The organism is Hylemonella sp. GW821-FHT12C09 (assembly GCF_058807395.1).
The window spans coordinates 393,143-413,365 of the sequence record NZ_JBXAQQ010000003.1; the positions used below are offsets into that span (position 1 = coordinate 393,143).

A 20,223-nucleotide genomic window follows, 5' to 3' on the forward strand; every position below is an offset into this window, starting at 1 on the left:
ATAGGCTAAATATGTCAAATATATTTGACATATTTAGCGGATCGTTCTAGAGTTCTGCCATGTCCACCCTGGCAGAACTCAGCACCGTCGTCCGCACCCGTCGCGCCGACATGGGCCTCACGCAGGCCGCGCTGGCGCGCCTGAGCGGCCTGTCGCGCGCCACGGTCAACCAGCTGGAAGCCGCCAGCCTGCAGGACCTGAGCCTGTTGCGCGTGAGCCGTCTGCTGGGGGTGCTGGGCCTGTCTGTCACGGTGGCGCCGCAGCCAGCAGCAGGCAAGACCCCGGCGCTGGAACTCGCGGCGCGCAGCGCCAGCGTGAGCTACCGCCAGCCGCTCAAGGCCGTTGCTCTGCGCGCAGCCCTGCTGCAGGGGCAGGTGCCGGCCGCCTTCCAGCCGCACGTGGCCACCCTGCTGGACGAGGCCACGCCCGCCCTGCTGGCCGCCGTGGTGGAGCAGTTGCATGCGCAGGACGGCGTGCCGCGTGCAGAAGTCTGGGCCCGGATGCGTGAGCTGGCGCGTGGTTTCAAGAGCGCGCGAGGTTTGTGGTCGTGAGCAGTCCGGATCTGAACCGCCCCGGTGTCTGGCGTGAGCTGTGGCCCCAGGCGCTCGGCTTGATGACGCACCTGGAGGGCATGGTGAACCAGCCGCTGTGGACCTTCGGCGGCGGCACCGTGCTCATGCTGCGCCATGGGCATCGCCTCAGCAAGGACATCGACCTGTTTGTACCGGACCCCCAGTATCTGGGTTATGTGAACCCACGCCTCAGCGATGTGGCCGAGGCGGTGAGCGCCGACTACGAAGAGAACGCCGAGTTCATCAAGCTCTATCTGCCGCAGGGCGAGATCGACATCGTGGCGGGTATGGCGTTGACCGCCCATCCCTACGAGGTGGTGAGACATGCCGGGCGGGAGATCAAGGTCGAGCGCAGCGCGGAGATCATCGCCAAGAAGATGTGGTTTCGGGGTGATCAGGCCAAGGCCCGGGATCTGTTCGACCTCTGCGCCGTCGCCTCTCTGGAGCCGGCAGCGATCACCGAGGCCAGCCCCTTCTTCGCCCGGTATGGGGCGACCTTTCTGCGCCGCCTGCAGGAGCGGGCGGAGCTGGCCCGGGCAGAATTCGAGGCGATCGACGCACTGGACTTTCGACGGACGTTTGATGAGTGCTTGCAACAGGCGCAGGCGCTATTGACCCCCCTGCTCAAGGGCGGGCGCTGAATTCACGCTCCCGGTCCGGGTGGAGGCAAGACCAACCGCGACATCGGCGACATCCTCGGCATGAGCCCGCGCACGGTGAACAAGCACCTGGAGAACATCTTCGAAAAGCTGGGGTGGAGACGCGCACCGCGGCGGCGGCGATTGCGAGCAGTTTGTTGCAGGAGGGCTAGGGCCGTGGGCCGCCCCGTGATGCCCCCGGTGCCCGGGTTAAGCCGGTCCGGATAACACGGCAGATTTCGCAGGATTCGGCGTCAAGTCCTTGATCCTGCAGCGTTATGTGCAGGCAGCGCGGGCGGTGTTATCCGGCAGCCTGTCTTGTTCATCAGACAGCTTTGCGGGGTTTTGCGGTTTTGTTCATGGGCCGGCTTGCATGGCATTTGAGCGAAAGGCTGATATAAATCAGGCACTTAGAACACGTCACGGGAGGCACCATGAACTTTGTTATGCCGACAGAATTGCGGCCTATATCAAGTTATGAGTCACGAAAGCTATGAGCCAAGAAGAAATAAAAGCAGAGATAGCTCGAAAAGCTCTTGATCTATGTAATCAGCGGATTCGAGACAAGGTACCCGTAGCGCTCCCTCAAATACTGGACTCAACAAGAATTCAGCTCGAATGGCTGGTTGCCTACTTCGAGGGCAAGAACAGTGAGCGTCAGAAGCTCTTCAAGTTAACGTTCGGCCACTACGCCGCTAGAGAAATGGATGAGAGTGATAAAGAATTCGTCAGCGCGTTGGGCATGGCGAATTATGTCGCCCAAAGAACTGCCGAGGGTCTGAAGCTAGACATGAAGGTTTTGCATGGTGACTCATAACATCTCAGTCAACCCGGACGCGCTAAAGCGCGCCTGTTACCTCCAACGTTCAACGCCTAAACGGAGGCAAACATGACACGCGTCCGCGTTGAAGGCTTCACCCTCTCGCTCGATGGCTACGGCGCAGGTCCGGATCAGGACCTCGACCACCCGCTCGGCGTGGGTGGGACGGAGCTGCACCAGTGGTTGTTCCCGACACGCACGCTCCAGCGGGCCTTGTTCGGCAAGGACGGTACGACTGGCGTCGACGATGATTTCGCCGCGCGTGGCTTTCAGAACGTCGGGGCCTGGATTCTCGGAAGAAACATGTTCGGGCCCATACGCGGTCCCTGGCCCGACAACAACTGGAAGGGCTGGTGGGGCGACAGCCCGCCCTATCACGTTCCCACCTTCATCCTGACGCATCACGCGCGCGAGCCCATCGAGATGGAAGGCGGCACGACCTTCCACTTCGTCACGGGCGGCATCCACGAGGCGCTGGACCGGGCGCGCGAGGCCGCCAATGGCAAGGATGTGCGCATAGGCGGCGGGGCCCACACCATCCGGCAGTATCTGCGTGCGGGCCTCATCAACGAGCTGCACATCGCCATCTCGCCGGTCCTGCTCGGGCGGGGAGAGCGACTGTTCGAAGGGCTGGACATGCGCGCTCAGGGATACGAATGCGTGCAGTTCGTCGCGTCGCAGCAAGCCACCCATGTGGTCCTGCGGCGCCAGGGGAACGCAGGCGCCTGACCAAGGCTTGCAGCGGCTGAGGGCGCTGTTGCCGAATCGGAACGTCGGCCGCCTAGGCGAAGCACCGTAGCGTCGGTGTGGAAAAGCGGGGATTTCTGTCTCGAAGGAGTAGTGACATGCTTACACCAGCAAAGAACAGGATTTGCCTTTGGTACAACGGCGGTGCCGAAGAAGCGGCGCGGTTCTACGCCCGTACATTCCCCGACACCTTCGTCGGCGCCGTGTACCGCGCGCCGGGAGACTTTCCGTCGGGGAAGCAAGGCGATGTGCTGACCGTGGAGTTCACGGTCATGGGGATTCCCTGTCTCGGGCTCAACGGCGGGCCTGCCTTCACGCAGAGCGAGGCGTTTTCTTTCCAGGTGGCCACCACGGATCAGGCCGAAACGGATCGCTACTGGAACGCGATCGTCGGCCATGGCGGCCAGGAAAGCGCTTGCGGCTGGTGCAAGGACAAATGGGGGGTGTCGTGGCAGATCACGCCGGTGGTTCTGACCCGTGCCATCGCCGACCCCGACCCGGCTGCCGCCAAACGCGCCTTCGATGCGATGATGGAAATGACAAAAATCGACGTCAGTGCCATCGAGGCGGCGCTACGCGGCTGAGAGCCGGCCAGACAGTCGCTGCAGGCTGGCGTCCGTGAGGCCCCGCGCCCTCGGCTTTGACGCCAGGCCGTTGCCGCCCCACCCCGGGGCATGGCACGGAATCTGCACTCTCCCGGGGCATGGACACCCCGGCCCGCCCTATTGCTGACCCTGCTGCGCCGCTGCAGGCCGGTGTGCCGGTGCAGTCCATCGTCAAGGTCCGGCGCGACTACAACAGCTGGGTGGGGCGCGAGACCATGGAAGACTACGCGCTGCGCTACACGCCGCAGCGCTTTCGCAAGTGGAGCGAATGGCGGGTGGCCAACACGGCGTTTGGCGCGGCCTCCTTCCTCATATTGGAGGCCGTGGGCGCCACGCTGCTGGTGCAGTACGGCTGGGCCAATGCCTTCTGGGCCATCCTGGCCACGGGGCTCATCATCTTCCTGGCGGGCTGGCCCATCAGCGTCTACGCGGCCCGTTACGGCGTGGACATGGACCTGCTGACGCGCGGCGCGGGCTTCGGCTACATCGGCTCCACCATCACCTCGCTGATCTACGCGAGCTTCACCTTCATCTTCTTCGCGCTGGAGGCGGCCGTCATGGCCTATGCGTTGGAGCTGGCGCTGGGCATCCCGCCGAGCTGGGGTTACCTGATCTGCGCGCTGGTGGTCATCCCCCTGGTCACCCACGGGGTCTCGGCCATCAGCCGGCTGCAGGTCTGGACGCAGCCGCTGTGGCTGCTCATGCTGGTCGTGCCCTTTGCCTTTGTGCTGGCGCTGGACCCTGCTGCGTTTTCGGGCATCGTGCACTACAAGGGGGAGAAGGGGCAGAGTTCGGACTTTGTCCTGCCCCTCTTTGGTGCCGCCCTCACGGTGGGCATCGCCCTCATCACGCAGATGGGCGAGCAGGCCGACTACCTGCGTTTCATGCCGGCCCAGACCGCGGCCAACCGCAAGCGCTGGTGGTTCGGCGTCATGGCCGGCGGGCCGGGCTGGGTGCTGCTGGGCGTGGTCAAGATGCTGGGCGGCGCCTTGCTGGCCTACCTGGCCATCACGCATGCCGTGCCCATCGAACGCGCGGTGGACCCGAACCAGATGTACCTGGCCGCCTACGAATACGTGTTCCCGAACTACGGCTGGGCGGTGGCGGCCACGGCGCTCTTCGTGGTGATCTCGCAGCTCAAGATCAACGTCACCAACGCCTACGCCGGCTCGCTGGCCTGGAGCAACTTCTTCTCGCGCCTCACGCACAGCCACCCGGGGCGCGTGGTCTGGGTGGTGTTCAACACGCTGATCGCCTTCATGCTCATGGAGATGAACGTCTTCCAGGCCCTGGGCGACGTGCTGGGCCTGTACAGCAACATTGCCATCGCCTGGATGATGGCCGTGGTGGCCGACCTGGTGATCAACAAACCCCTGGGCCTGTCACCCAAGGGCATCGAGTTCAAGCGCGCCCATCTGTATGACATCAACCCCGTGGGTGTGGGCGCCATGGTGCTGGCCTCCGTCCTTTCGGTCACGGCGCACCTGGGTCTCTTCGGTCCGCTGGCCCAGGCCTTCTCGGCGCTGATCGCCTTGGGCACGGCCTTCATCGCCGCGCCGCTGATCGCCTGGGCCACACGCGGGCGTTATTACATCGCGCGACAGAGTGAGCTGGTGGCCGAGCCCAAGGCGAACGAAGGCCCTTACGCACGTTACGGCGTGCGCCGCTGCGTGATCTGCGAGGGCGAGTACGAAGGGCCGGACATGGCGCATTGCCCGGCCTACCAGGGGCCCATCTGCTCCCTGTGCTGCACGCTGGATGCGCGTTGCGGCGATCTGTGCAAGCCGCACGCCAGCCTCTCGGCCCAGTGGTCGGGCGTGCTGCAGCGCCTGCTGCCCAAGGGCCTGCGGCCTTACCTGGACACGGGCCTCGCGCATTTCCTGCTGCTCATGCTCATCATCGTGCCGCTGCTGGCCGGTGTCTTCGGCCTGTTTTACCAGCAGGAGCTGCAGGCCCTGGCCCAGGTCTACACCGACAGCGAGTTGCCCGTCTTTGTGCAGGCCGCGCTGCGCGGTGGTTTCCTGAAAACCTATATGGCCCTGCTGCTCATCGCGGGCATGGTGGCCTGGTGGGTGGTGCTGGCGCACAAGAGCCGCCAGGTGGCGCAGGAAGAATCCAACCGCCAGACGGCCCTGCTCATGCGCGAGATCGAGCTGCACCAGCAGACCGACGCCGCCCTGCAGGACGCACGCCGCACGGCCGAGCAGGCCCAGCACCAGGCCGAGCAGGCCAACCAGGCCAAGAGTCGTTACATCAGCGCCATCAGCCATGAGCTGCGCACCCCGCTCAACAGCATCCTGGGTTACGCGCAGCTGATGGGCGAAGACCCGCAGGTGCCAGCCCACCGCAAGCATGCGGTGCAGGTGATCCGCCGTGGCGGCGAGCATTTGTTGACGCTGATCGAAGGCACGCTGGATCTGGCGCGCATCGAATCGGGCAAGCTCACGCTGGAGCTCAAGCCCATGGACTTCGCCGCCTGCGTGCACGAGCTGGCCGCCATGTTCGAGCTGCAGGCCGCGGCCAAGGGCCTGGCCTTCAACTACACGCCGCTCTCGGTGCTGCCCGAGCGCGTGCGCGCCGACGAGAAGCGCGTGCGCCAGATCCTCATCAACCTGCTGGGCAATGCCATCAAGTTCACGGCCCAGGGCGAGGTGACCTTCGGCGTGCGTTACGCGCGCGAGATGGCGCACATCGACATCCGCGACACCGGCCCCGGCATGACGTTGCAGGAAACCGAACGCCTGTTCGAGCCCTTCACACGCGCCGCGTCCTCGCAGGGCACTCCCGGCGCCGGCCTGGGCCTGACCATTGCCAAGATGCTCACCGACCTCATGGGCGGCGAGCTCACCGTGCAGAGCACGCAGGGCCTGGGCTCGGTCTTCCACGTCAAGCTCTTCCTGCCCGAGGTGCATGCCGCGCTGTCCTCCGCCAAGCCTGTGGCTGCCAGGCCGCCGCGCCGCGGTTATGCCGGCGCGCGCCGCCACGTGCTGGTGGTGGACAACGAGGAACCCGACCGCGAGATGCTCACCCAGCTGCTCGTGCCCCTGGGTTTCGTGCTGCGCACCGCCGCCAGCGGGCACGACGCGCTGGACCTGCTGGCCGCGGGTTACCGCCCCGACGTGGTTTTCATGGACCTGGCCATGCCCGGCATCGACGGCTGGGAAACCATACGTCGCCTGCGCCGTCTGAACGGCGGGGCCAAACTGCCCGTGGCCGTGGTCTCGGCCAACGCGTTCGACCAGGGCCTGGAGAACGACGTGGGCATCGCAGTGGCCGACTTCATCACCAAACCCATACGCCACAGCGAGCTGCTCGACTGGCTCGAGCGCCGCCTTCAACTGCAGTGGACCGTGCGGCCCGAGCCGGTGGCCGCGCCCACGCCACCGTCCACACCCTTGCTGGCGCCGGGCAACGAGCGCCAGGCCGAATTGCGCGAACTGGTGGTGCTGGGCTACTACCGCGGCATCGTGCGCCTGCTCGACGAGATCGAGGCGCAGAACCCGGCACACCACAGCTGGGTGGAGCAGGTGCGGGTGCTCACACGCGAGTACCGCTTTGAAGCCATCCTGCCTTTGCTGGAAAGCGCCACGGAGACCCCATGAACGCCCTGAACGAGACGCTGGACCAGGCCCTGAACCGCGCGCACAGCGACGTGGTGCTCATCGTCGACGACGTGCCCGACAACCTCTCGCTGCTGCACGACGCACTGGACGAATCGGGTTGCACCGTGCTGGTGGCGCTGGACGGCGCCTCCGCGCTGCAGCGCGCCGCGCAGGCCCGCCCCGACATCGTGCTGCTCGACGCCATGATGCCCGGCATGGACGGTTTCGAGGTGGCTCGGCGTCTGAAGGCCAATGCTGCCACCGCCCACATCCCCATCATCTTCATGACGGGCCTGACCGAGACCGAGCACCTGGTGGCCGCGCTGGAGGCCGGCGGCACCGACTACGTGACCAAACCCATCCGGCCCAAGGAAGTGCTGGCCCGCATGCAGGTGCACCTGCAGGGCGCGCGCGAGCGGCGCCAGGCGCGCAACGCGCTCGACGCCTTCGGTTACGCCAGCATCACCGTGCGCCTGGGTGACGGCCGCCTCATGTGGCAGACCCCGCTGGCGCGTGAGCTGCTGCAGCGCTATTACGGCGCCAGCGGCCCGAACGTGCCCGAGCCCGTGCTGGCCTGGCTGCACCGCGGCGTAGCCCACCTGACCGAGGTGCAGGCCCGCGGCGACACCCTGGCCGAACCGCCGCGCCTGTCGCTGGAGCACGGCCCCAAGCGCCTGACGTTTCGCCTGCACCAGCGCAACGACGATACGGGCGCGCCAGAAACCGGCGGCGACTGGCTGCTCATCATGCAGGAGGCCTCGGACGAAAGCGTGATCGAAGCCATCTCCCTGAGCTTCCGCCTCACGGCCAAGGAGGCCGAGGTGCTCTACTGGGTCATCAAGGGCAAGATCAACCGCGACATCGGCGACATCCTGGGCAGCAGCCCCATGACGGTGAAGAAACACCTGGAGCGTGTCTACGCCAAGCTGGGGGTAGAGACACGCACGGCGGCGGCGGCGCTGGCGCTGGGGCGGATACGGCAACTGCATCCGCAGTTCGAAGGTTGAGGACTGTGGCGGGGTGACCCTTTTGGGGGATATGGAGTCGTCGGATTTGAATTTAAGATGGACGTGCGCATCTGACTCTTGGTGACAAAAATGGAGAGCGTCCAGTGAAGCATTTTGAGATAGTTTTTTTAAATCAGCTGCGATGGTTTTTCTAATCGCAATGGCCGTAGAAACGTATGCTCAAGTGCGTCTCTTACCAACGGAAGTTGGCGGTTCAGAATGTGTCTCTGCGCACATCAAGGCTCCTAAATCTCTACGTCACGAACGACTTGATCGAGACTACTGCGTCGAACACAACCAAGGGCGCCCTGAAAAAATTCAGGCTTGCTTGAAAAATACCAGTGAGGAAAAGTCAGTGCGATTTTTTACGGATCGTTGCGATGTTCGCGCTGGATACGCTTTCATTTCCATCAATGGTCAGGAATACGCAATTCGTAAGAAGCGATTTTTCGGGACAACTAACGTCTTCTTTGCAGGTGAATATGAAGGTGATGGCCTTCAAGTATCTGTTAAAGGTGGTCGACTTATCCGTAAAGGTGTCGACCCTAACGCTGGGTTTGTGGAGTACGAGGCATTCGTGATAGTGAGGCAGGGACAAGTCGTCGAGACCATCCGGGGCATCTACTGGAATGGAAATTAGTGAGCGAATTCATGTTTGCAGACTGCTGCCATTAGGCCTATCCAATCGCAATGGTGAAGCCGGATAAGTAAGGTTCAACTGACACGTCATGATCATTTCTAGCTAACCCTGCGGTTTGAGCCGGGCCGTGCCGGATACAGTGTCTTTTAGCCGAGGCACAATGTTTCCGTATGCACCACCTACCACCCCTGATCGCCCCGCAAGAGTTCACCGACGCGGCCGCCGCCCTGGCCCATGTGCGCCGCATCTATGACAGCAGCATCGCCCACCTGCGCGCGGGCATGCAGCGTTTCGTGGCGGGGGACGACAGTGCCGGCCCGGTGCGCGCCTTCTACCCTCTGGTGCGCATCCGGACCGAGACCGTGCTGCGCCAGGCGGCCGGTGCGCAGGAGCGGCTGAGCTACGGTTTCGTGGCGGGGCCGGGCGTGTTCGAAACCACGCTCACGCGGCCCGACCTGTTCCACAACTATTACCTGGAGCAGTTCCGCCTGCTGCTGCTCAACCACGGCGTGACGCTGGAGGTGACCACCAGCAAGCAGCCCATCCCCGTGCATTTCTCCTTTGCCGAGAACGAGCACATCGAAGGCAACCTGGCCACCGAGCGCCGCCAGATGATGCGCGACTGGTTCGACCTGCCCGACCTGGGCGCCATGGACGACGGCATTGCCAACGGCACCTACGAGCCCCAGCCCGGCCGGCCCTTCCCGCTGTCGCTGTTCACCGCGCAACGCATGGACTATTCCCTGCACCGGCTGCGCCACTACACCGGCACGGTGCCCGAGCACTTCCAGAACTTCGTACTCTTCACCAACTACCAGTTCTACATCGACGAGTTCATCCGCCTGGGCCACGAGCTCATGCAGGACGCCGGGAGCGACTACGCCGCTTTCATCGAGCCCGGTAACGTGGTGACCCGCCGCGTGGGCGAGGCCGCGCAGGCCGGGGATGCGCTGGGCAAGGCGCCGCCCAGGCTGCCGCAGATGCCGGCCTACCACCTGGTGCGCCCGGATGGCAACGGCATCACCATGGTCAACATCGGCGTGGGCCCGGCCAACGCCAAGAACATCACCGACCACATCGCCGTGCTGCGCCCGCACGCCTGGCTCATGCTGGGCCACTGCGCCGGCCTGCGCAACGGCCAGCAGCTGGGCGACTACGTGCTGGCCCACGCCTATGTGCGCGAAGACCACGTGCTGGACGAAGAGCTGCCGCTGTGGGTGCCCATCCCCGCGCTGGCCGAGGTGCAGGTGGCGCTGGAGCAGGCGGTGGCCGAGGTCACCGGCTTGCACGGCGCCGAGCTCAAGCAGATCATGCGCACCGGCACCGTGGCCACCACCGACAACCGCAACTGGGAGCTGCTGCCCGACAACCAGCCGCAGCGCCGCTTCAGCCAGAGCCGCGCCGTGGCGCTGGACATGGAGTCCGCCACCATCGCCGCCAACGGCTTCCGCTTCCGCGTGCCTTATGGCACCCTGCTGTGCGTGAGCGACAAGCCCCTGCACGGCGAGATCAAGCTGCCCGGCATGGCCAACCATTTCTACCGCGAGCGCGTGGACCAGCACCTGCGCATCGGCATCCGCGCGCTGGAGCTGCTCAGACTGGCCGGCATGAACCAGCTGCACAGCCGCAAGCTGCGGAGTTTTGCGGAAGTGGCGTTTCAGTGAATCGCGAGCTGAGGTACGGGCGACTGAAGAGCGCTTGGATTTTCACGCGTTCAGTCGTGCTGGCTGCGGTGGTGCCTGTGCTTATTTTTGTTCTACTAATTCTGCTGGTTGCCGGTCGCAATGCAATCGGCCATTCCAGGACGCTTTTTTTCTCCGGGGTGATCGTATCGGCTGGCCACCTCTTGTTCTTGGGGCTGCCTGCTGTCTTCGTACTGCAACGACTCGGTCGACTCAACTTCCGTTCATTGCTTGCGACAGGTTTTACCGTTGGGGCTTTGCCTACGGCATGTGTTTTTCTGATCATGTGGGCAACAGCGCCAGAAGTGTCTACCCCGTGTCAGGCAAACCCGGAGTGTTTATCCGACACGGATAGTCAGATGGGCTGGCATGTTTGGGTCACGAGCCTGTGCGCGGGAGGTCTGGGTCTTGCCGGAGCCCTGAGCTTCTATGCATCATCGTGGAAGACGTGGTTGTTCCAGAAACCGGCTCAACTCGAACATCGCACAGACGGGAGTTGAACCATGGCAACGTCCCCTTTCGTCGACGCCCGCATCCAGTCCATCGGCGGCTGGCGCGCCGAAACCCTGGCGCACATGCGCCGCCTGATCCACGAGGCTGATCCGCAGATCACCGAGGACTGCAAGTGGTCCAAACCCACCAACCCCATGGGCGTGCCCGTGTGGTCACACGGTGGCATGGTCTGCACGGGCGAGTCCTACAAGCAGACGGTCAAGCTGACCTTCATGCGTGGTGCGGCCCTGGCCGATCCGCAGCGGCTCTTCAACGCCAGCCTCGAAGGCAACGCACGCCGCGCCATCGATATCCGGGAAGGCGAGCTTCCCGAGGCCGAGCCCTTCAAGGCCTTGGTCCGGGCTGCGGTGGCGGAGAACCTGCGCGCGGGCACAAAGAAGTCTTAGAGCCGAGTTGGATCCGGGTTTGCCTGGATGAAGCTGCCGCCATGACAGACCATCTGTCGAAGATCGACGTGACTCTTTTGGGGGATAGGCGGGCGCCATGATGGTCGCTAGGATGTGGCGACCCGCATTACCTTGGTCTCATATGTACGCGTGCCCGTCCTGCCAGGCAATGAGCATCAGCTTCTTCCGCAAGTGGTTGTCCTCCCCCACGCTTCCCGCCTGTTGTTCGTCGTGTGGACGCTACTCCTATGCGCACCGTTCCTCTGGCGGTGTCGGCTTGGTCGTTGCCGCATTCGGAATCACGGCCAGTGGTTTTGCGGCCTCGGCGGCGCAGGCACTTTGGCCTCTGCTGTGCGGCATCGTTGCGGCGATGGTCTTCTACATTTGGCACTGGCACCGGGCCCGGCTGGAGACGCTGTCGCCTGAGCTGGTATCGCAGGCGCGAAAGACAGAGGCCATGGGCGCCCTTGCCTTGCTGATCGCTTTCTTCCTGAATTGACAAGGCTTTCCGCATGCGCGCGTGAGCGCCTTCCTCTGCCTTCCTGATCGCATCAGTCTGTCTTGTTCTTGTTTCCATACAAGACGAACGGCAAAACCATCTGCGTTCATTGGCATACATGTTGCATGTCTACATGTATACAAGATCGAATGCAACAAGATGGTGCAGCCCACAACCCCAGTTTCCGGTGCCCAAGACCAGGCTCAGTCCACGGCGTCGCCGCAAGCCTGGATCTCCCGTTATGAGACGGCGCTGCCGGGTGGAAGCGGGCCGCTGAGCGGTTTGCGTTTTGCGGTCAAGGACAACATCGACGCGGCCGGCCTGCCCACCACGGCGGCCTGCCAGGCCTTTGCGTTCCAGCCCGCCGCGCATGCGGCCGTGGTGCAGCGCTTGCTCAGCGCTGGTGCATCGCTGCTGGGCAAGACCAACCTGGACCAGTTCGCCTGCGGCCTGAACGGCACGCGTTCGCCCTGGGGGCCGGTGCCCAATGCGTTCAACGCTGCCTATGTGTCCGGCGGCTCCAGTTCCGGCTCGGCCTATGTGGTGGCCACGGGGCAGGCCGATTTCTCGCTGGGCACGGACACGGCCGGTTCGGGCCGGGTGCCCGCGGGCCTGAACAACATCGTCGGCCTCAAGCCGTCCAGGGGGCTCATCAGCACACGCGGTGTGCTGCCCGCGGCGCAGAGTGTGGACTGTGTCTCCATCTTCGCGCGCAGCGTGGGCCTGGCGGCGCAGGTGCTGGCGGCCGCGCGCGGCTACGACCCGCTGGACCCGTACGCGCGCGAACTCGACATGGTGTCGCAGCCTTTCCCGGCGGCCTTCCGTTTTGGTGTGCCGGACCAGCTGGAGTTCTACGGCGATGCGCTGGCCGAGGCGGCGTACAAGGAAGCGTTGGCGCAGTTGCGCGCGCTGGGCGGCGTGGAAGTACGCATCGACTTCTCGCCGTTCGCACAGGCCGCCACCTTGCTCTATGAAAGTGCGCTGGTGGCCGAGCGTTACGCGGCCATTCGTACGTTCTTCGATGCGCACGAGGGCGAGGTCATCGAGCCGGTGCGCAGCATCATCGGCAAGGGCAAGGCTTACAGCGCCGCTGATCTGTACGAAGCACAGACGCAATTGCGTGCCCTGGGCCAGCGCGCGGCCGAGGTCTGGAAGGGCATGGACCTGATGTGCGTGCCCACCGCACCCACGCACTACACCATCGCGCAGATGCAGGCCGACCCCGTGGTGCTCAACCGCAAGCTCGGTGCCTATACCAACTTCGTCAACCTGCTGGACTACGCCGCGCTGTCGGTGCCCAGCTGCATCCGCAAGGACGGGTTGCCCTTCGGCATCACGCTGATCGGCCCCTGCGCCAGCGACTGGCAACTGGCCGAGCTGGGCCAGCGTTTCCACCAGGCCACCGGTCTCACGCTGGGCGCCATCGGCGAGCGGCTGCCGGCACCCGTCGCCATTCCCGGCATCCGCCCGCGCGCCACGGTGAAAGTGGCCGTGGTGGGCGCCCACCTCTCGGGCATGCCGCTCAACAGCCAGCTCACCGAGCGCGGTGCGCGCCTGCTCGCGGCCACCGAGACCGCGCCCGACTACCGCTTTTATGCCCTGGCCGGCACCGTCCCGCCCAAACCCGGCCTGCTGCGGGTGGCGCCGGGGCAGGGCGCGCGCATCCAGCTCGAACTCTGGGAGATGCCCGTCGAGCACTACGGTTCCTTCGTCGCCCTGGTGCCCGCGCCGCTGGGCATCGGCACGCTGGCGCTGGCCGACGGCAGCAGCGTGCAGGGTTTCCTGTGCGAGGCGCAGGCCCTGCAGGGCGCGCTGGACATCACGCTTTTCGGCGGCTGGCGCGCCTACCTGGCTTCGCTCCAGGTGGCGCAGGCCCCCCATACCCATCCCTTCCCTTAACCCCTAGCAGGAGCGCTCCATGAAAGACCAGTCCCTCACTTCCCTGTCCGCCACCACCACGCGCCGCAAGCTCATGCAGGCGGGCGGCGCCGGCCTGGCGCTGGCCGCGCTGGGTGCACCGGCCCTGGTGCGCGCGCAGAGCGGCCCCAAGATCCGCATCGGCTACTGGCCCATCGCCGCGGGCCTGCCGTTCTACGCGGCCATCGAGAAGGGTTACTTCAAGGAAGCCGGCCTCGACGTGGAGGCCCTGCGTTTCGCCGGTGCCCAGCAGGTGATGGAGGCCGTGCTGTCCGACCGCGCCGACGGCACCGCCAACGGCACGGGCTCGGCCAACATCGCCATCGGTGAACTGGCGGCGCCGGGCACCTTCAAGATCTTCTGCTCCAACCCCAGCAATGTGAAGAACGTGCTGGACGAGATCATCGTGCCGGCCGCCAGCCCGGCCAAGACCCTGGCCGACCTCAAGGGCAAGCGCATCGGCTCCGGCCCCGGCATCCAGAACGTGACCCTGGCCAAGACCGTGCTCGAGCGCGGCGGCGCCACCGGCGCCACGGTGGTGGAGCTGCCCATCGGCCAGCACGTGGCCGCCCTCGCCGCGGGCCAGCTCGACGGCTGCTACACCCTGGAGCCCACGGGCACCATCGGGCGCATGAACGGCACCACGCGCGTGCTCGAAGCCGGCGTGATCTCCAGGTACGTGCTGGGCGATGCCATGGCGCCCTGGTTCGGCGGCTCCGCCTCGCTGTCCTCGGCCTTCATCAAGAAGCACCCCGAAGAGGCGAAGAAGTTCATCGCCGCCTACGGCAAGGGCGTGGCCTATGTGCGCGCCCAGAACGTCGAGGCACGCCAGTACCTCAAGGGCTACACCGCCATCGAAGGCGCGCTGACGGCCGAGGTGCCGCTGGCGGCCTACACCATGTACAACGAATTCAAGCCGGCCGACGTGGCCTACTTCCAGAAGTTCTTCGACCTGTTCGCCGAGAAGGGTATCTTCTCCTCGCGCCTCATGGTCGACTCCATGCTCTACAAGGGCTGAACACTATGGCGGACTCTTCCTCTGTCAACGCGCCCGTTGCGGCTGCGCCCTGGTCCGCACCGGCGGTGCCGGTGGCGGCTGCACCGCGCAAGGTCAACTGGGGCCGGGCGCTGCCCTTCATCGGGCCGGTCCTGCTCTTCATCGTCTGGGACTTCACGGTGCGCTTCGGCGCGATCAAGGCCATCCTGCTGCCGCCCCCGGCCGAGACCGTGACCACGCTGATCAACGGCCTGGCCGGTGGCCCGCTGCTCAAGGATTTCGTCGTCACGTTGTGGCGCACAACCCAGGCCTTTCTGATCGCGGCCGTGGTGGGGGTGCCCCTGGGCGTGGTGCTGGGCAGCGCCGAGCGTGCCTACCGCAGCGTGGAGTTCCTGATCGACTTCTTCCGCTCCACGCCGTCCTCGGCGCTGATTCCCCTGTTCCTGATGATCTTCGGCGTGTCCGACATCAACAAGGTGGCCATCGCAGCCTTCGGCGCGCTGCTCATCGTGGTCTTCAACAGCGCCTACGGCGTCATCAATGCACGCAAGCAGCGCGTGATGGCGGCCAAGGTCATGGGGGCTTCGCGCTGGCAGATCTTCAAGGACGTGCTGGTGTGGGAAAGCCTGCAGCCCAGCTTCGTGGGCCTGCGCTCGGCCGTGTCCATGGCGCTGGTGATCGTGATCGTGGCCGAGATGTTCATCGGCTCGGACAGCGGCCTGGGCAACCGCATCATCAATTCGCAACAGGTCATGAATGTGCGCGACATGTACGCGTCCATCCTGGCTGCGGGTGTGCTGGGTTACGCGCTGAATATTCTGTTTCTTGTAGCCGAGCGTCGAATTGTTCACTGGAGTGGAAGATGAGCGCAGCGCAGAACCGCTTCAAGCAAGCGAAGGCCCCCTCGGGGGGCAGTGAGGACATGCAATGCCGAGCGTGGGGGCAAACATCATGAACGCAGTCCTGAACGCCCCCGTGGTGGCCGATGTACCGGTGCCGCCCTTCAAGCCCGGCCCGGCCGGCACGCACATCACCATCCGTGGCCTGACCAAGTATTTCGCGGGCTGGCCGCTGTACGAGAACTTCGACCTCGACATTCCCAAGGGCAAGATCGTCTCGGTCTTCGGGCCCAATGGCTGCGGCAAGTCCACGCTGATCAACATGATCGCCGGGCTGGTGCCCATCGACAGCGGCGAGATCCTGTTCGACGGCAAGTCGCTCAAGGACACCAAGATCGGCTACGTCTTCCAGAACTACCGCGAGGCCATGTTCCCCTGGATGCGCACCATCGACAACATCGCCTACCCGCTCAAGCTCGAAGGCAGGAGCAAGGCCGAGGTGGACCGCCGCATGGCCGAGCTGGTGGCCAGCTTCGACGTCAAGTTCGACCTGAACCGCTACCCCTATGAACTCTCGGGCGGCCAGCAGCAGACGGCGTCCATCATGCGCGCGCTCGCGCCCAAGCCCGAGGTGCTGTTCCTGGACGAGCCCTTCTCGGCGCTGGACTTCGAGATGACCCTGTTCATCCGCGAGAAGCTGCAGGAAGTGTTCATGCAGACCGGCACCACCATGTTGCTGGTCTCGCACGATCTGGAAGAGGCGGTGTACCTGGCCGACCAGGTGCTGCTGCTGACCAAGCGGCCCACCAAGGTGGCCGAGATCCTGCCCTACAACGATGCGCGGCCGCGCACGGTGGAAACGCTCTCCGAGGCCAGCTTCATCCGCACCAAGAAGTTGAGCCTGGAAATCTTCCAGCGTGAAGTGAGGCGCTGATGTCCACCACCCGCTCAGTCGTCGGGCCTGAGGTAAGCCTCGACCATGGCGCGGGTGAGTTTGAGGTGCGCGCGCTGCCAGGCCGGCTTCTGCAGGTCCTTGTTGAAGATGCGGGTGAGTGTCCAGGCATGGGCCCGGCCGTAGTAGGACAGGCTGACCATGGCCACGTAGAGGTGCAGGGCGTCCACGCCCGTTCGCACCTCGCCCGTGGCCGCGCCGCGCGCCAGCAGCTTGCGGATCAGGTTCAGCACCGGTGTGGCCATCTCCGGGATCCGCTCCGAGCGCGCCAGGTGCCGGGCCTCGTTGAGGTTCTCGAAAGCCAGCAGCTTGCGCAACTGCGGGTGGGCGGCGAAGTGGCCGGCCACGAAATCGAAGATGCGCAAGAGCCCTTCCATGGGGGGCAGGGCCGTGGTGTCGAGCTGCAGTTCGTCGTGCCGCAGATCGGCCAGCACCGTCTCCAGCACCACGACGTAGAGATCGTCCTTGCCGCCGAAGTAGTGGTAGAGCATGCGGATGTTGGTGCCGGCGCTCTGCGCAATGCGCTCGGTGCGCGCGCCGCTGTAGCCGTGCGCCGCAAACTCGTCCACCGCGGCCTGCAGCAGGCGCGCACGTGCGGCCACCGGGTCCCGCCTGGCGGGTGTTTCCTTGCGGGCCGTGGCCCGGCCAGGTGAACGCGATGTCACAGCCATCACTCCTTTGTGGGCGAGAGCGCCAGGGCCAGGTCCAGCAGGCGTTCGTCCTGCCCGGGGCCGGCGATGAAGGAGATGCCCACGGGCAGGCCATGCACCTGCAGCAGCGGCAGCACGGTCTGCGGCAGGCCCGCGTGGCTGGCCAGGGCGCCCAGGGCCAGGGCCCGTTCATAAAAGTCACCGCGCTGCTCACCGCTGGCGTTCAGCGGCAGGGCTACACCGGGCGCGGCGGGCAGCAGCCAGGCTTCGTCGGGCCCCAGGTTCGCCAGGAGTTCGCGCCGCATGTTTTCACGCCAACGGCGCCAAGGCGCTTCCAAAGCGGGGTCCAGCGCCAGCGCGCCCGCGAAGCGCGGCGCAATCGCGGGGCCGAAAGTCGGCCGTTGTTCGCGGATCCAGGGGCCCAGGGCCGCACGGATTTCGAGCCCCTGCAAGACCGAGTAGGCCTCTTGCACTTCGCGCCAGGGCCGCACAAAGGCCTGGCGCTTTTCAGTGATGCCGTTCGCCTGTGCCCAGGCCCGCAGGGCCTGCGCCACCGCGGGCTCGGCCAGGGCCAGCGCGTCGTCGGCGATGCACAGGCGCAGGGGGCGGGCATGGTCATCGCGTCGCAAGCCGAGCAGCACCCGGCCGGCGGCGCGCAGCAGGGTCGCATCGCGCGCGAACCAGCCCACGGTGTCGTAGCTCTCGGCGAAGGGCAGCACGCCCGCCAGGGAGATGCGGCCATGGGTCGGCCGCATGGCATGCACACCGCAGAAGGAAGCGGGCACCCGCACCGAGCCGCCGGTGTCGGTACCCAGGGCGAGATCGGCCTCACCTGCGGCCACGGCCACGGCGGAACCGCTGGAGGAACCGCCAGGCAGGCGGTCGGACGCGGCGGGGTTGCGCGGTGTGCCGTGGAAGGCGTTCTCGCCTTCCAGGCTGAAAGCGAGTTCGTCGGTGACGGTCTTGCCGACGACACGCGCGCCCGCCGCACACAAGGCCGCCACACAGGGCGCGTCTTGCGTCGGTACCGCATGGCTGGCCGCCCAGTCCGGGTTGCCGCAGGTGCTGGGCGCGCCACCCACGTCGATCAGGTCCTTGACGGCGACATCTTGCCCGTCCAGCACCCCCGCGCCGGTGGGCTCGCGCAGCGCGCGCGGCCCGGGCACGAAGGCGCCCGAGGGGGATGACGATGTGCTCATCACCTGGGCAGCGCCTGCAGCACCTGCGTGGAGTCGGTCACGAAGCCGAAGCACTTCTTCACGTTCCAGACCGTGGCCTCGGCGCAGAAGGCGGGCGAGCTGGTGGCGCAGCAGTCTTCCAGCATGACGCAGCCATAACCGAGAAAGTTCGCATCGGTCAGCGTGTGCAGCACGCACTGGTCGGTGTTGCAGCCCGCGAACAGGATGCTCTTGATGCCCAGGTTCTTGAGCATGCTGTCCAGCGGCGTGTCCCAGAAGCCGCTGATGCGGTGCTTGTCCACGCAGTAGTCACCCTCGACGGGTTTGAGTTCGTCGATCACCGCCGCGGCCCAGGAATCCTTCTCCAGCACGTTGCCGCCGCCACCGGGCAGCGGGTAACCCAGGCCCACGCCGGCGCCGCCGTTGTCGTAGAGGTGGATCTGGTTGGGCGGCATATTGGCCAGGTCGGGCCGGTTGCCCCAGTTGACCCAGATCACCGGCACACCGGCCGTGCGCAGCGCGGGCAGCAGTTTTTGCAGCGGTTCGATGGGCGTGCGGTCGGCCGTGTAGTCCAGGCCCAGGGAGTCGACCCAACCACCTTTGGCGCAGAAGTCGTTCTGCAGATCGATGATGACGATGGCCGTGCGCCGCAGGTCCAGCACCACGTTCTGCGGCTGCGCCGCGATGCGCGCGGGCACCGGTGCGGGCGGCGCGATCGACATGTCCACTTCATGCGCGTTGGCAACCCAGTAGTACTGGTGTCCGAGTCCGAGCGCCCCTGGGGGCCGGGCGTCGGGCAGGTAAGGGTGACGTTTCATGAGGACTCCTGTGGTGTGCGTTCCAAGGGCATGCGCTGCTGCATGCTGGTGCGCACGCACCGTTTGCGCGCGCGCAGGCGGCAAAAAACGGCTGTGGCACTGGCATCTTTATTGCAGGACATGGTCGTAAGTAATCAGTTATTTACTTCCCTCCACCACTAAGCGAAAGGCATGCCATGAAGGTTTCATTTCCCTCCCGCCGTATGTTCACCCTGGCCGCCCTTGCCGCGGCTGCGTTCACGCTGGCCGGGCCCGCGCCCGCCGCTGACCCGGTGACGGTCGGCATCCTGATCCCCGGTTCCAAGTCCGACAAGGGCTGGATGGAGTCCGGCTACGACGGCCTGGTGGCCGCGCAGAAGGAGTACGGCGACAAGGTCAAGGTGCAGATGATCGAGAACATCAACTACGCCGACATGGAACAGGCCCTGACCAACCTGGCCGGCAAGAACAAGCTGGTGATCGGCGTGGGCGGCCAGACGCAGGCGGCCGTGCTGAAAGTCTCCAAGCGCTTCCCCAACACCAAGTTCTCCATCGTCGGCGGCAACAAGGGTGAGGACCTGGCCAATGTGGCGGGTTACGACGTGAAGCAGGCCGAGATCGCCTTCGTCGCCGGCGCTGCCGCCGCCATGTTGTCCAAGAACGGCGCGGTGAGTTATGTGGGCGGCATGGAGATCCCGTCTATCGTCAACGCCGGCAAGGAGTTCGGCAACGGCGCCAAGTACATCAACCCCAAGATCAAGTACTTCGAGAACTACACGGGTGACTTCGACAACGTGGCCAAGTCCAAGGAAGCCACGCTGGCTGCCATCGCCCAGGGCGCCGACGTCCACTATCACATCCTGAACCTCGGCCTGCGCGGTATGGAGCAGGCGGCCAAGGAGAAGGGCACCAAGATCGTCGGCAGCTACACCGACCGCTGCGGCAGCGACCCGCTGTACCCGGCCTACAGCATCACGGGCGTGGGTTACCAGGTGCAGTACGCCATCGGTGAGGCCGTCAAGGGCACGTGGAAGGCCGGCTACAAACCCTTCGGCCTGGCCATGGGTCCCAAGGCCTCCGACATGGTGGTCTGCGGCGCCACGCCGGAGATGAAGTCCAAGCTTGAGGCGATCAAGAAAGACATCCAGAGCGGCAAGATCAAGGTGCTGGAAGGCTGAGCAC

Annotated in this window: 19 protein-coding genes and 1 pseudogene; 17 read left to right on the forward strand and 3 right to left on the reverse strand. The window is 65.3% G+C overall.

The window, feature by feature from the left end; translation table 11 throughout:
- Positions 1–59: 59 nt before the first annotated feature.
- The 16 genes and pseudogenes from AC1RRP_RS07755 (at position 60) to AC1RRP_RS07830 (ending at position 16,398) form a co-directional block, all read left to right on the forward strand.
- The gene (locus AC1RRP_RS07755) at positions 60–551 is read left to right on the forward strand and encodes a helix-turn-helix transcriptional regulator (RefSeq protein ID WP_493034810.1); all 492 of its coding nucleotides are present in this window, start codon (positions 60–62) and stop codon (positions 549–551) included.
- A complete protein-coding gene (locus AC1RRP_RS07760; protein ID WP_493034812.1) occupies positions 548–1,213 on the forward strand; it encodes a nucleotidyl transferase AbiEii/AbiGii toxin family protein in 666 nt (221 codons plus the stop codon). Before AC1RRP_RS07755 ends, AC1RRP_RS07760 begins: the two co-directional genes overlap by 4 nt.
- A gap of 24 nt (positions 1,214–1,237) precedes the next feature.
- Positions 1,238–1,383: pseudogene (locus AC1RRP_RS07765) on the forward strand (helix-turn-helix transcriptional regulator); the annotation flags it as partial.
- Between the two features lie 320 nt (positions 1,384–1,703).
- Positions 1,704–2,027 carry an immunity protein Tsi6 family protein gene (locus AC1RRP_RS07770; RefSeq protein WP_493034814.1) on the forward strand — a complete coding sequence of 108 codons (324 nt, stop codon included), beginning with the start codon at positions 1,704–1,706 and terminating at the stop codon, positions 2,025–2,027.
- A 72-nt stretch (positions 2,028–2,099) separates the two neighbouring features.
- Complete coding sequence (locus AC1RRP_RS07775; protein WP_493034816.1) at positions 2,100–2,759, forward strand: dihydrofolate reductase family protein; 660 nt, start codon at positions 2,100–2,102, stop codon at positions 2,757–2,759.
- A 116-nt stretch (positions 2,760–2,875) separates the two neighbouring features.
- Entirely contained in the window at positions 2,876–3,361 is a 486-nt protein-coding gene (locus AC1RRP_RS07780) for a VOC family protein (RefSeq protein ID WP_493034818.1), read from the forward strand.
- Positions 3,362–3,480: 119 nt separating this feature from the next.
- Positions 3,481–6,984, forward strand: a complete 3,504-nt coding sequence (locus AC1RRP_RS07785; RefSeq protein ID WP_493034820.1) for a hybrid sensor histidine kinase/response regulator — start codon at positions 3,481–3,483, stop codon at positions 6,982–6,984.
- Positions 6,981–7,991 carry a response regulator gene (locus AC1RRP_RS07790; protein WP_493034822.1) on the forward strand — a complete coding sequence of 337 codons (1,011 nt, stop codon included), beginning with the start codon at positions 6,981–6,983 and terminating at the stop codon, positions 7,989–7,991. The genes AC1RRP_RS07785 and AC1RRP_RS07790 overlap by 4 nt, the downstream gene beginning before the upstream one ends.
- 142 nt (positions 7,992–8,133) lie before the next feature.
- The gene (locus tag AC1RRP_RS07795) at positions 8,134–8,631 is read left to right on the forward strand and encodes a hypothetical protein (RefSeq protein ID WP_493034823.1); all 498 of its coding nucleotides are present in this window, start codon (positions 8,134–8,136) and stop codon (positions 8,629–8,631) included.
- 170 nt (positions 8,632–8,801) lie between these two features.
- Positions 8,802–10,295, forward strand: a complete 1,494-nt coding sequence (locus tag AC1RRP_RS07800) for an AMP nucleosidase (RefSeq protein WP_493034825.1) — start codon at positions 8,802–8,804, stop codon at positions 10,293–10,295.
- Positions 10,296–10,816: 521 nt separating this feature from the next.
- Positions 10,817–11,212 carry a DUF1801 domain-containing protein gene (locus AC1RRP_RS07805; protein WP_493034827.1) on the forward strand — a complete coding sequence of 132 codons (396 nt, stop codon included), beginning with the start codon at positions 10,817–10,819 and terminating at the stop codon, positions 11,210–11,212.
- Positions 11,213–11,381: 169 nt separating this feature from the next.
- Complete coding sequence (locus AC1RRP_RS07810; RefSeq protein WP_493034829.1) at positions 11,382–11,711, forward strand: hypothetical protein; 330 nt, start codon at positions 11,382–11,384, stop codon at positions 11,709–11,711.
- 159 nt (positions 11,712–11,870) lie between these two features.
- Positions 11,871–13,610 (forward strand): allophanate hydrolase, encoded by a 1,740-nt coding sequence (gene atzF / locus AC1RRP_RS07815; protein ID WP_493034831.1) that lies wholly within the window; start codon positions 11,871–11,873, stop codon positions 13,608–13,610.
- Between the two features lie 19 nt (positions 13,611–13,629).
- A complete protein-coding gene (locus AC1RRP_RS07820; protein WP_493034833.1) occupies positions 13,630–14,646 on the forward strand; it encodes an ABC transporter substrate-binding protein in 1,017 nt (338 codons plus the stop codon).
- 5 nt (positions 14,647–14,651) lie between these two features.
- A complete protein-coding gene (locus AC1RRP_RS07825; RefSeq protein WP_493034835.1) occupies positions 14,652–15,491 on the forward strand; it encodes an ABC transporter permease in 840 nt (279 codons plus the stop codon).
- An 85-nt stretch (positions 15,492–15,576) separates the two neighbouring features.
- Positions 15,577–16,398, forward strand: a complete 822-nt coding sequence (locus AC1RRP_RS07830) for an ABC transporter ATP-binding protein (protein ID WP_493034837.1) — start codon at positions 15,577–15,579, stop codon at positions 16,396–16,398.
- Positions 16,399–16,412: 14 nt separating this feature from the next.
- On the opposite strand, the gene AC1RRP_RS07835 is transcribed toward AC1RRP_RS07830, so the two are convergent.
- The 3 genes from AC1RRP_RS07835 to AC1RRP_RS07845 are packed head-to-tail and all read right to left on the reverse strand — an operon-like array spanning position 16,413 to position 19,062.
- Positions 16,413–17,081, reverse strand: coding sequence for a TetR/AcrR family transcriptional regulator (locus AC1RRP_RS07835; RefSeq protein WP_493034839.1), 669 nt, complete (start codon positions 17,079–17,081; stop codon positions 16,413–16,415).
- Between the two features lie 5 nt (positions 17,082–17,086).
- Positions 17,087–18,265, reverse strand: coding sequence for an amidase (locus AC1RRP_RS07840; RefSeq protein ID WP_493034841.1), 1,179 nt, complete (start codon positions 18,263–18,265; stop codon positions 17,087–17,089).
- Positions 18,265–19,062 (reverse strand): cysteine hydrolase family protein, encoded by a 798-nt coding sequence (locus tag AC1RRP_RS07845; RefSeq protein WP_493034843.1) that lies wholly within the window; start codon positions 19,060–19,062, stop codon positions 18,265–18,267. Before AC1RRP_RS07845 ends, AC1RRP_RS07840 begins: the two co-directional genes overlap by 1 nt.
- Before the next feature lie 176 nt (positions 19,063–19,238).
- Here AC1RRP_RS07845 and AC1RRP_RS07850 point away from each other — a divergent pair, with 176 nt between their 5' ends.
- Positions 19,239–20,219, forward strand: coding sequence for a BMP family protein (locus AC1RRP_RS07850; RefSeq protein WP_493034845.1), 981 nt, complete (start codon positions 19,239–19,241; stop codon positions 20,217–20,219).
- The last annotated feature ends 4 nt before the right edge of the window (positions 20,220–20,223 follow it).

What these genes read in the sequence shown, in the direction of transcription:
- AC1RRP_RS07845 (WP_493034843.1), bottom strand. Translation starts at nt 19,062, where the DNA reads ATGAAACGTCACCCTTACCTGCCCGACGCCCGGCCCCCAGGGGCGCTC.
- atzF (WP_493034831.1), top strand. Translation starts at nt 11,871, where the DNA reads ATGGTGCAGCCCACAACCCCAGTTTCCGGTGCCCAAGACCAGGCTCAG.
- AC1RRP_RS07755 (WP_493034810.1), top strand. Translation starts at nt 60, where the DNA reads ATGTCCACCCTGGCAGAACTCAGCACCGTCGTCCGCACCCGTCGCGCC.
- AC1RRP_RS07825 (WP_493034835.1), top strand. Translation starts at nt 14,652, where the DNA reads ATGGCGGACTCTTCCTCTGTCAACGCGCCCGTTGCGGCTGCGCCCTGG.
- AC1RRP_RS07780 (WP_493034818.1), top strand. Translation starts at nt 2,876, where the DNA reads ATGCTTACACCAGCAAAGAACAGGATTTGCCTTTGGTACAACGGCGGT.
- AC1RRP_RS07830 (WP_493034837.1), top strand. Translation starts at nt 15,577, where the DNA reads ATGAACGCAGTCCTGAACGCCCCCGTGGTGGCCGATGTACCGGTGCCG.
- AC1RRP_RS07795 (WP_493034823.1), top strand. Translation starts at nt 8,134, where the DNA reads ATGGTTTTTCTAATCGCAATGGCCGTAGAAACGTATGCTCAAGTGCGT.
- AC1RRP_RS07770 (WP_493034814.1), top strand. Translation starts at nt 1,704, where the DNA reads ATGAGCCAAGAAGAAATAAAAGCAGAGATAGCTCGAAAAGCTCTTGAT.
- AC1RRP_RS07840 (WP_493034841.1), bottom strand. Translation starts at nt 18,265, where the DNA reads ATGAGCACATCGTCATCCCCCTCGGGCGCCTTCGTGCCCGGGCCGCGC.
- AC1RRP_RS07785 (WP_493034820.1), top strand. Translation starts at nt 3,481, where the DNA reads ATGGACACCCCGGCCCGCCCTATTGCTGACCCTGCTGCGCCGCTGCAG.
- AC1RRP_RS07820 (WP_493034833.1), top strand. Translation starts at nt 13,630, where the DNA reads ATGAAAGACCAGTCCCTCACTTCCCTGTCCGCCACCACCACGCGCCGC.
- AC1RRP_RS07800 (WP_493034825.1), top strand. Translation starts at nt 8,802, where the DNA reads ATGCACCACCTACCACCCCTGATCGCCCCGCAAGAGTTCACCGACGCG.
- AC1RRP_RS07810 (WP_493034829.1), top strand. Translation starts at nt 11,382, where the DNA reads ATGAGCATCAGCTTCTTCCGCAAGTGGTTGTCCTCCCCCACGCTTCCC.
- AC1RRP_RS07805 (WP_493034827.1), top strand. Translation starts at nt 10,817, where the DNA reads ATGGCAACGTCCCCTTTCGTCGACGCCCGCATCCAGTCCATCGGCGGC.
- AC1RRP_RS07790 (WP_493034822.1), top strand. Translation starts at nt 6,981, where the DNA reads ATGAACGCCCTGAACGAGACGCTGGACCAGGCCCTGAACCGCGCGCAC.
- AC1RRP_RS07850 (WP_493034845.1), top strand. Translation starts at nt 19,239, where the DNA reads ATGAAGGTTTCATTTCCCTCCCGCCGTATGTTCACCCTGGCCGCCCTT.
- AC1RRP_RS07775 (WP_493034816.1), top strand. Translation starts at nt 2,100, where the DNA reads ATGACACGCGTCCGCGTTGAAGGCTTCACCCTCTCGCTCGATGGCTAC.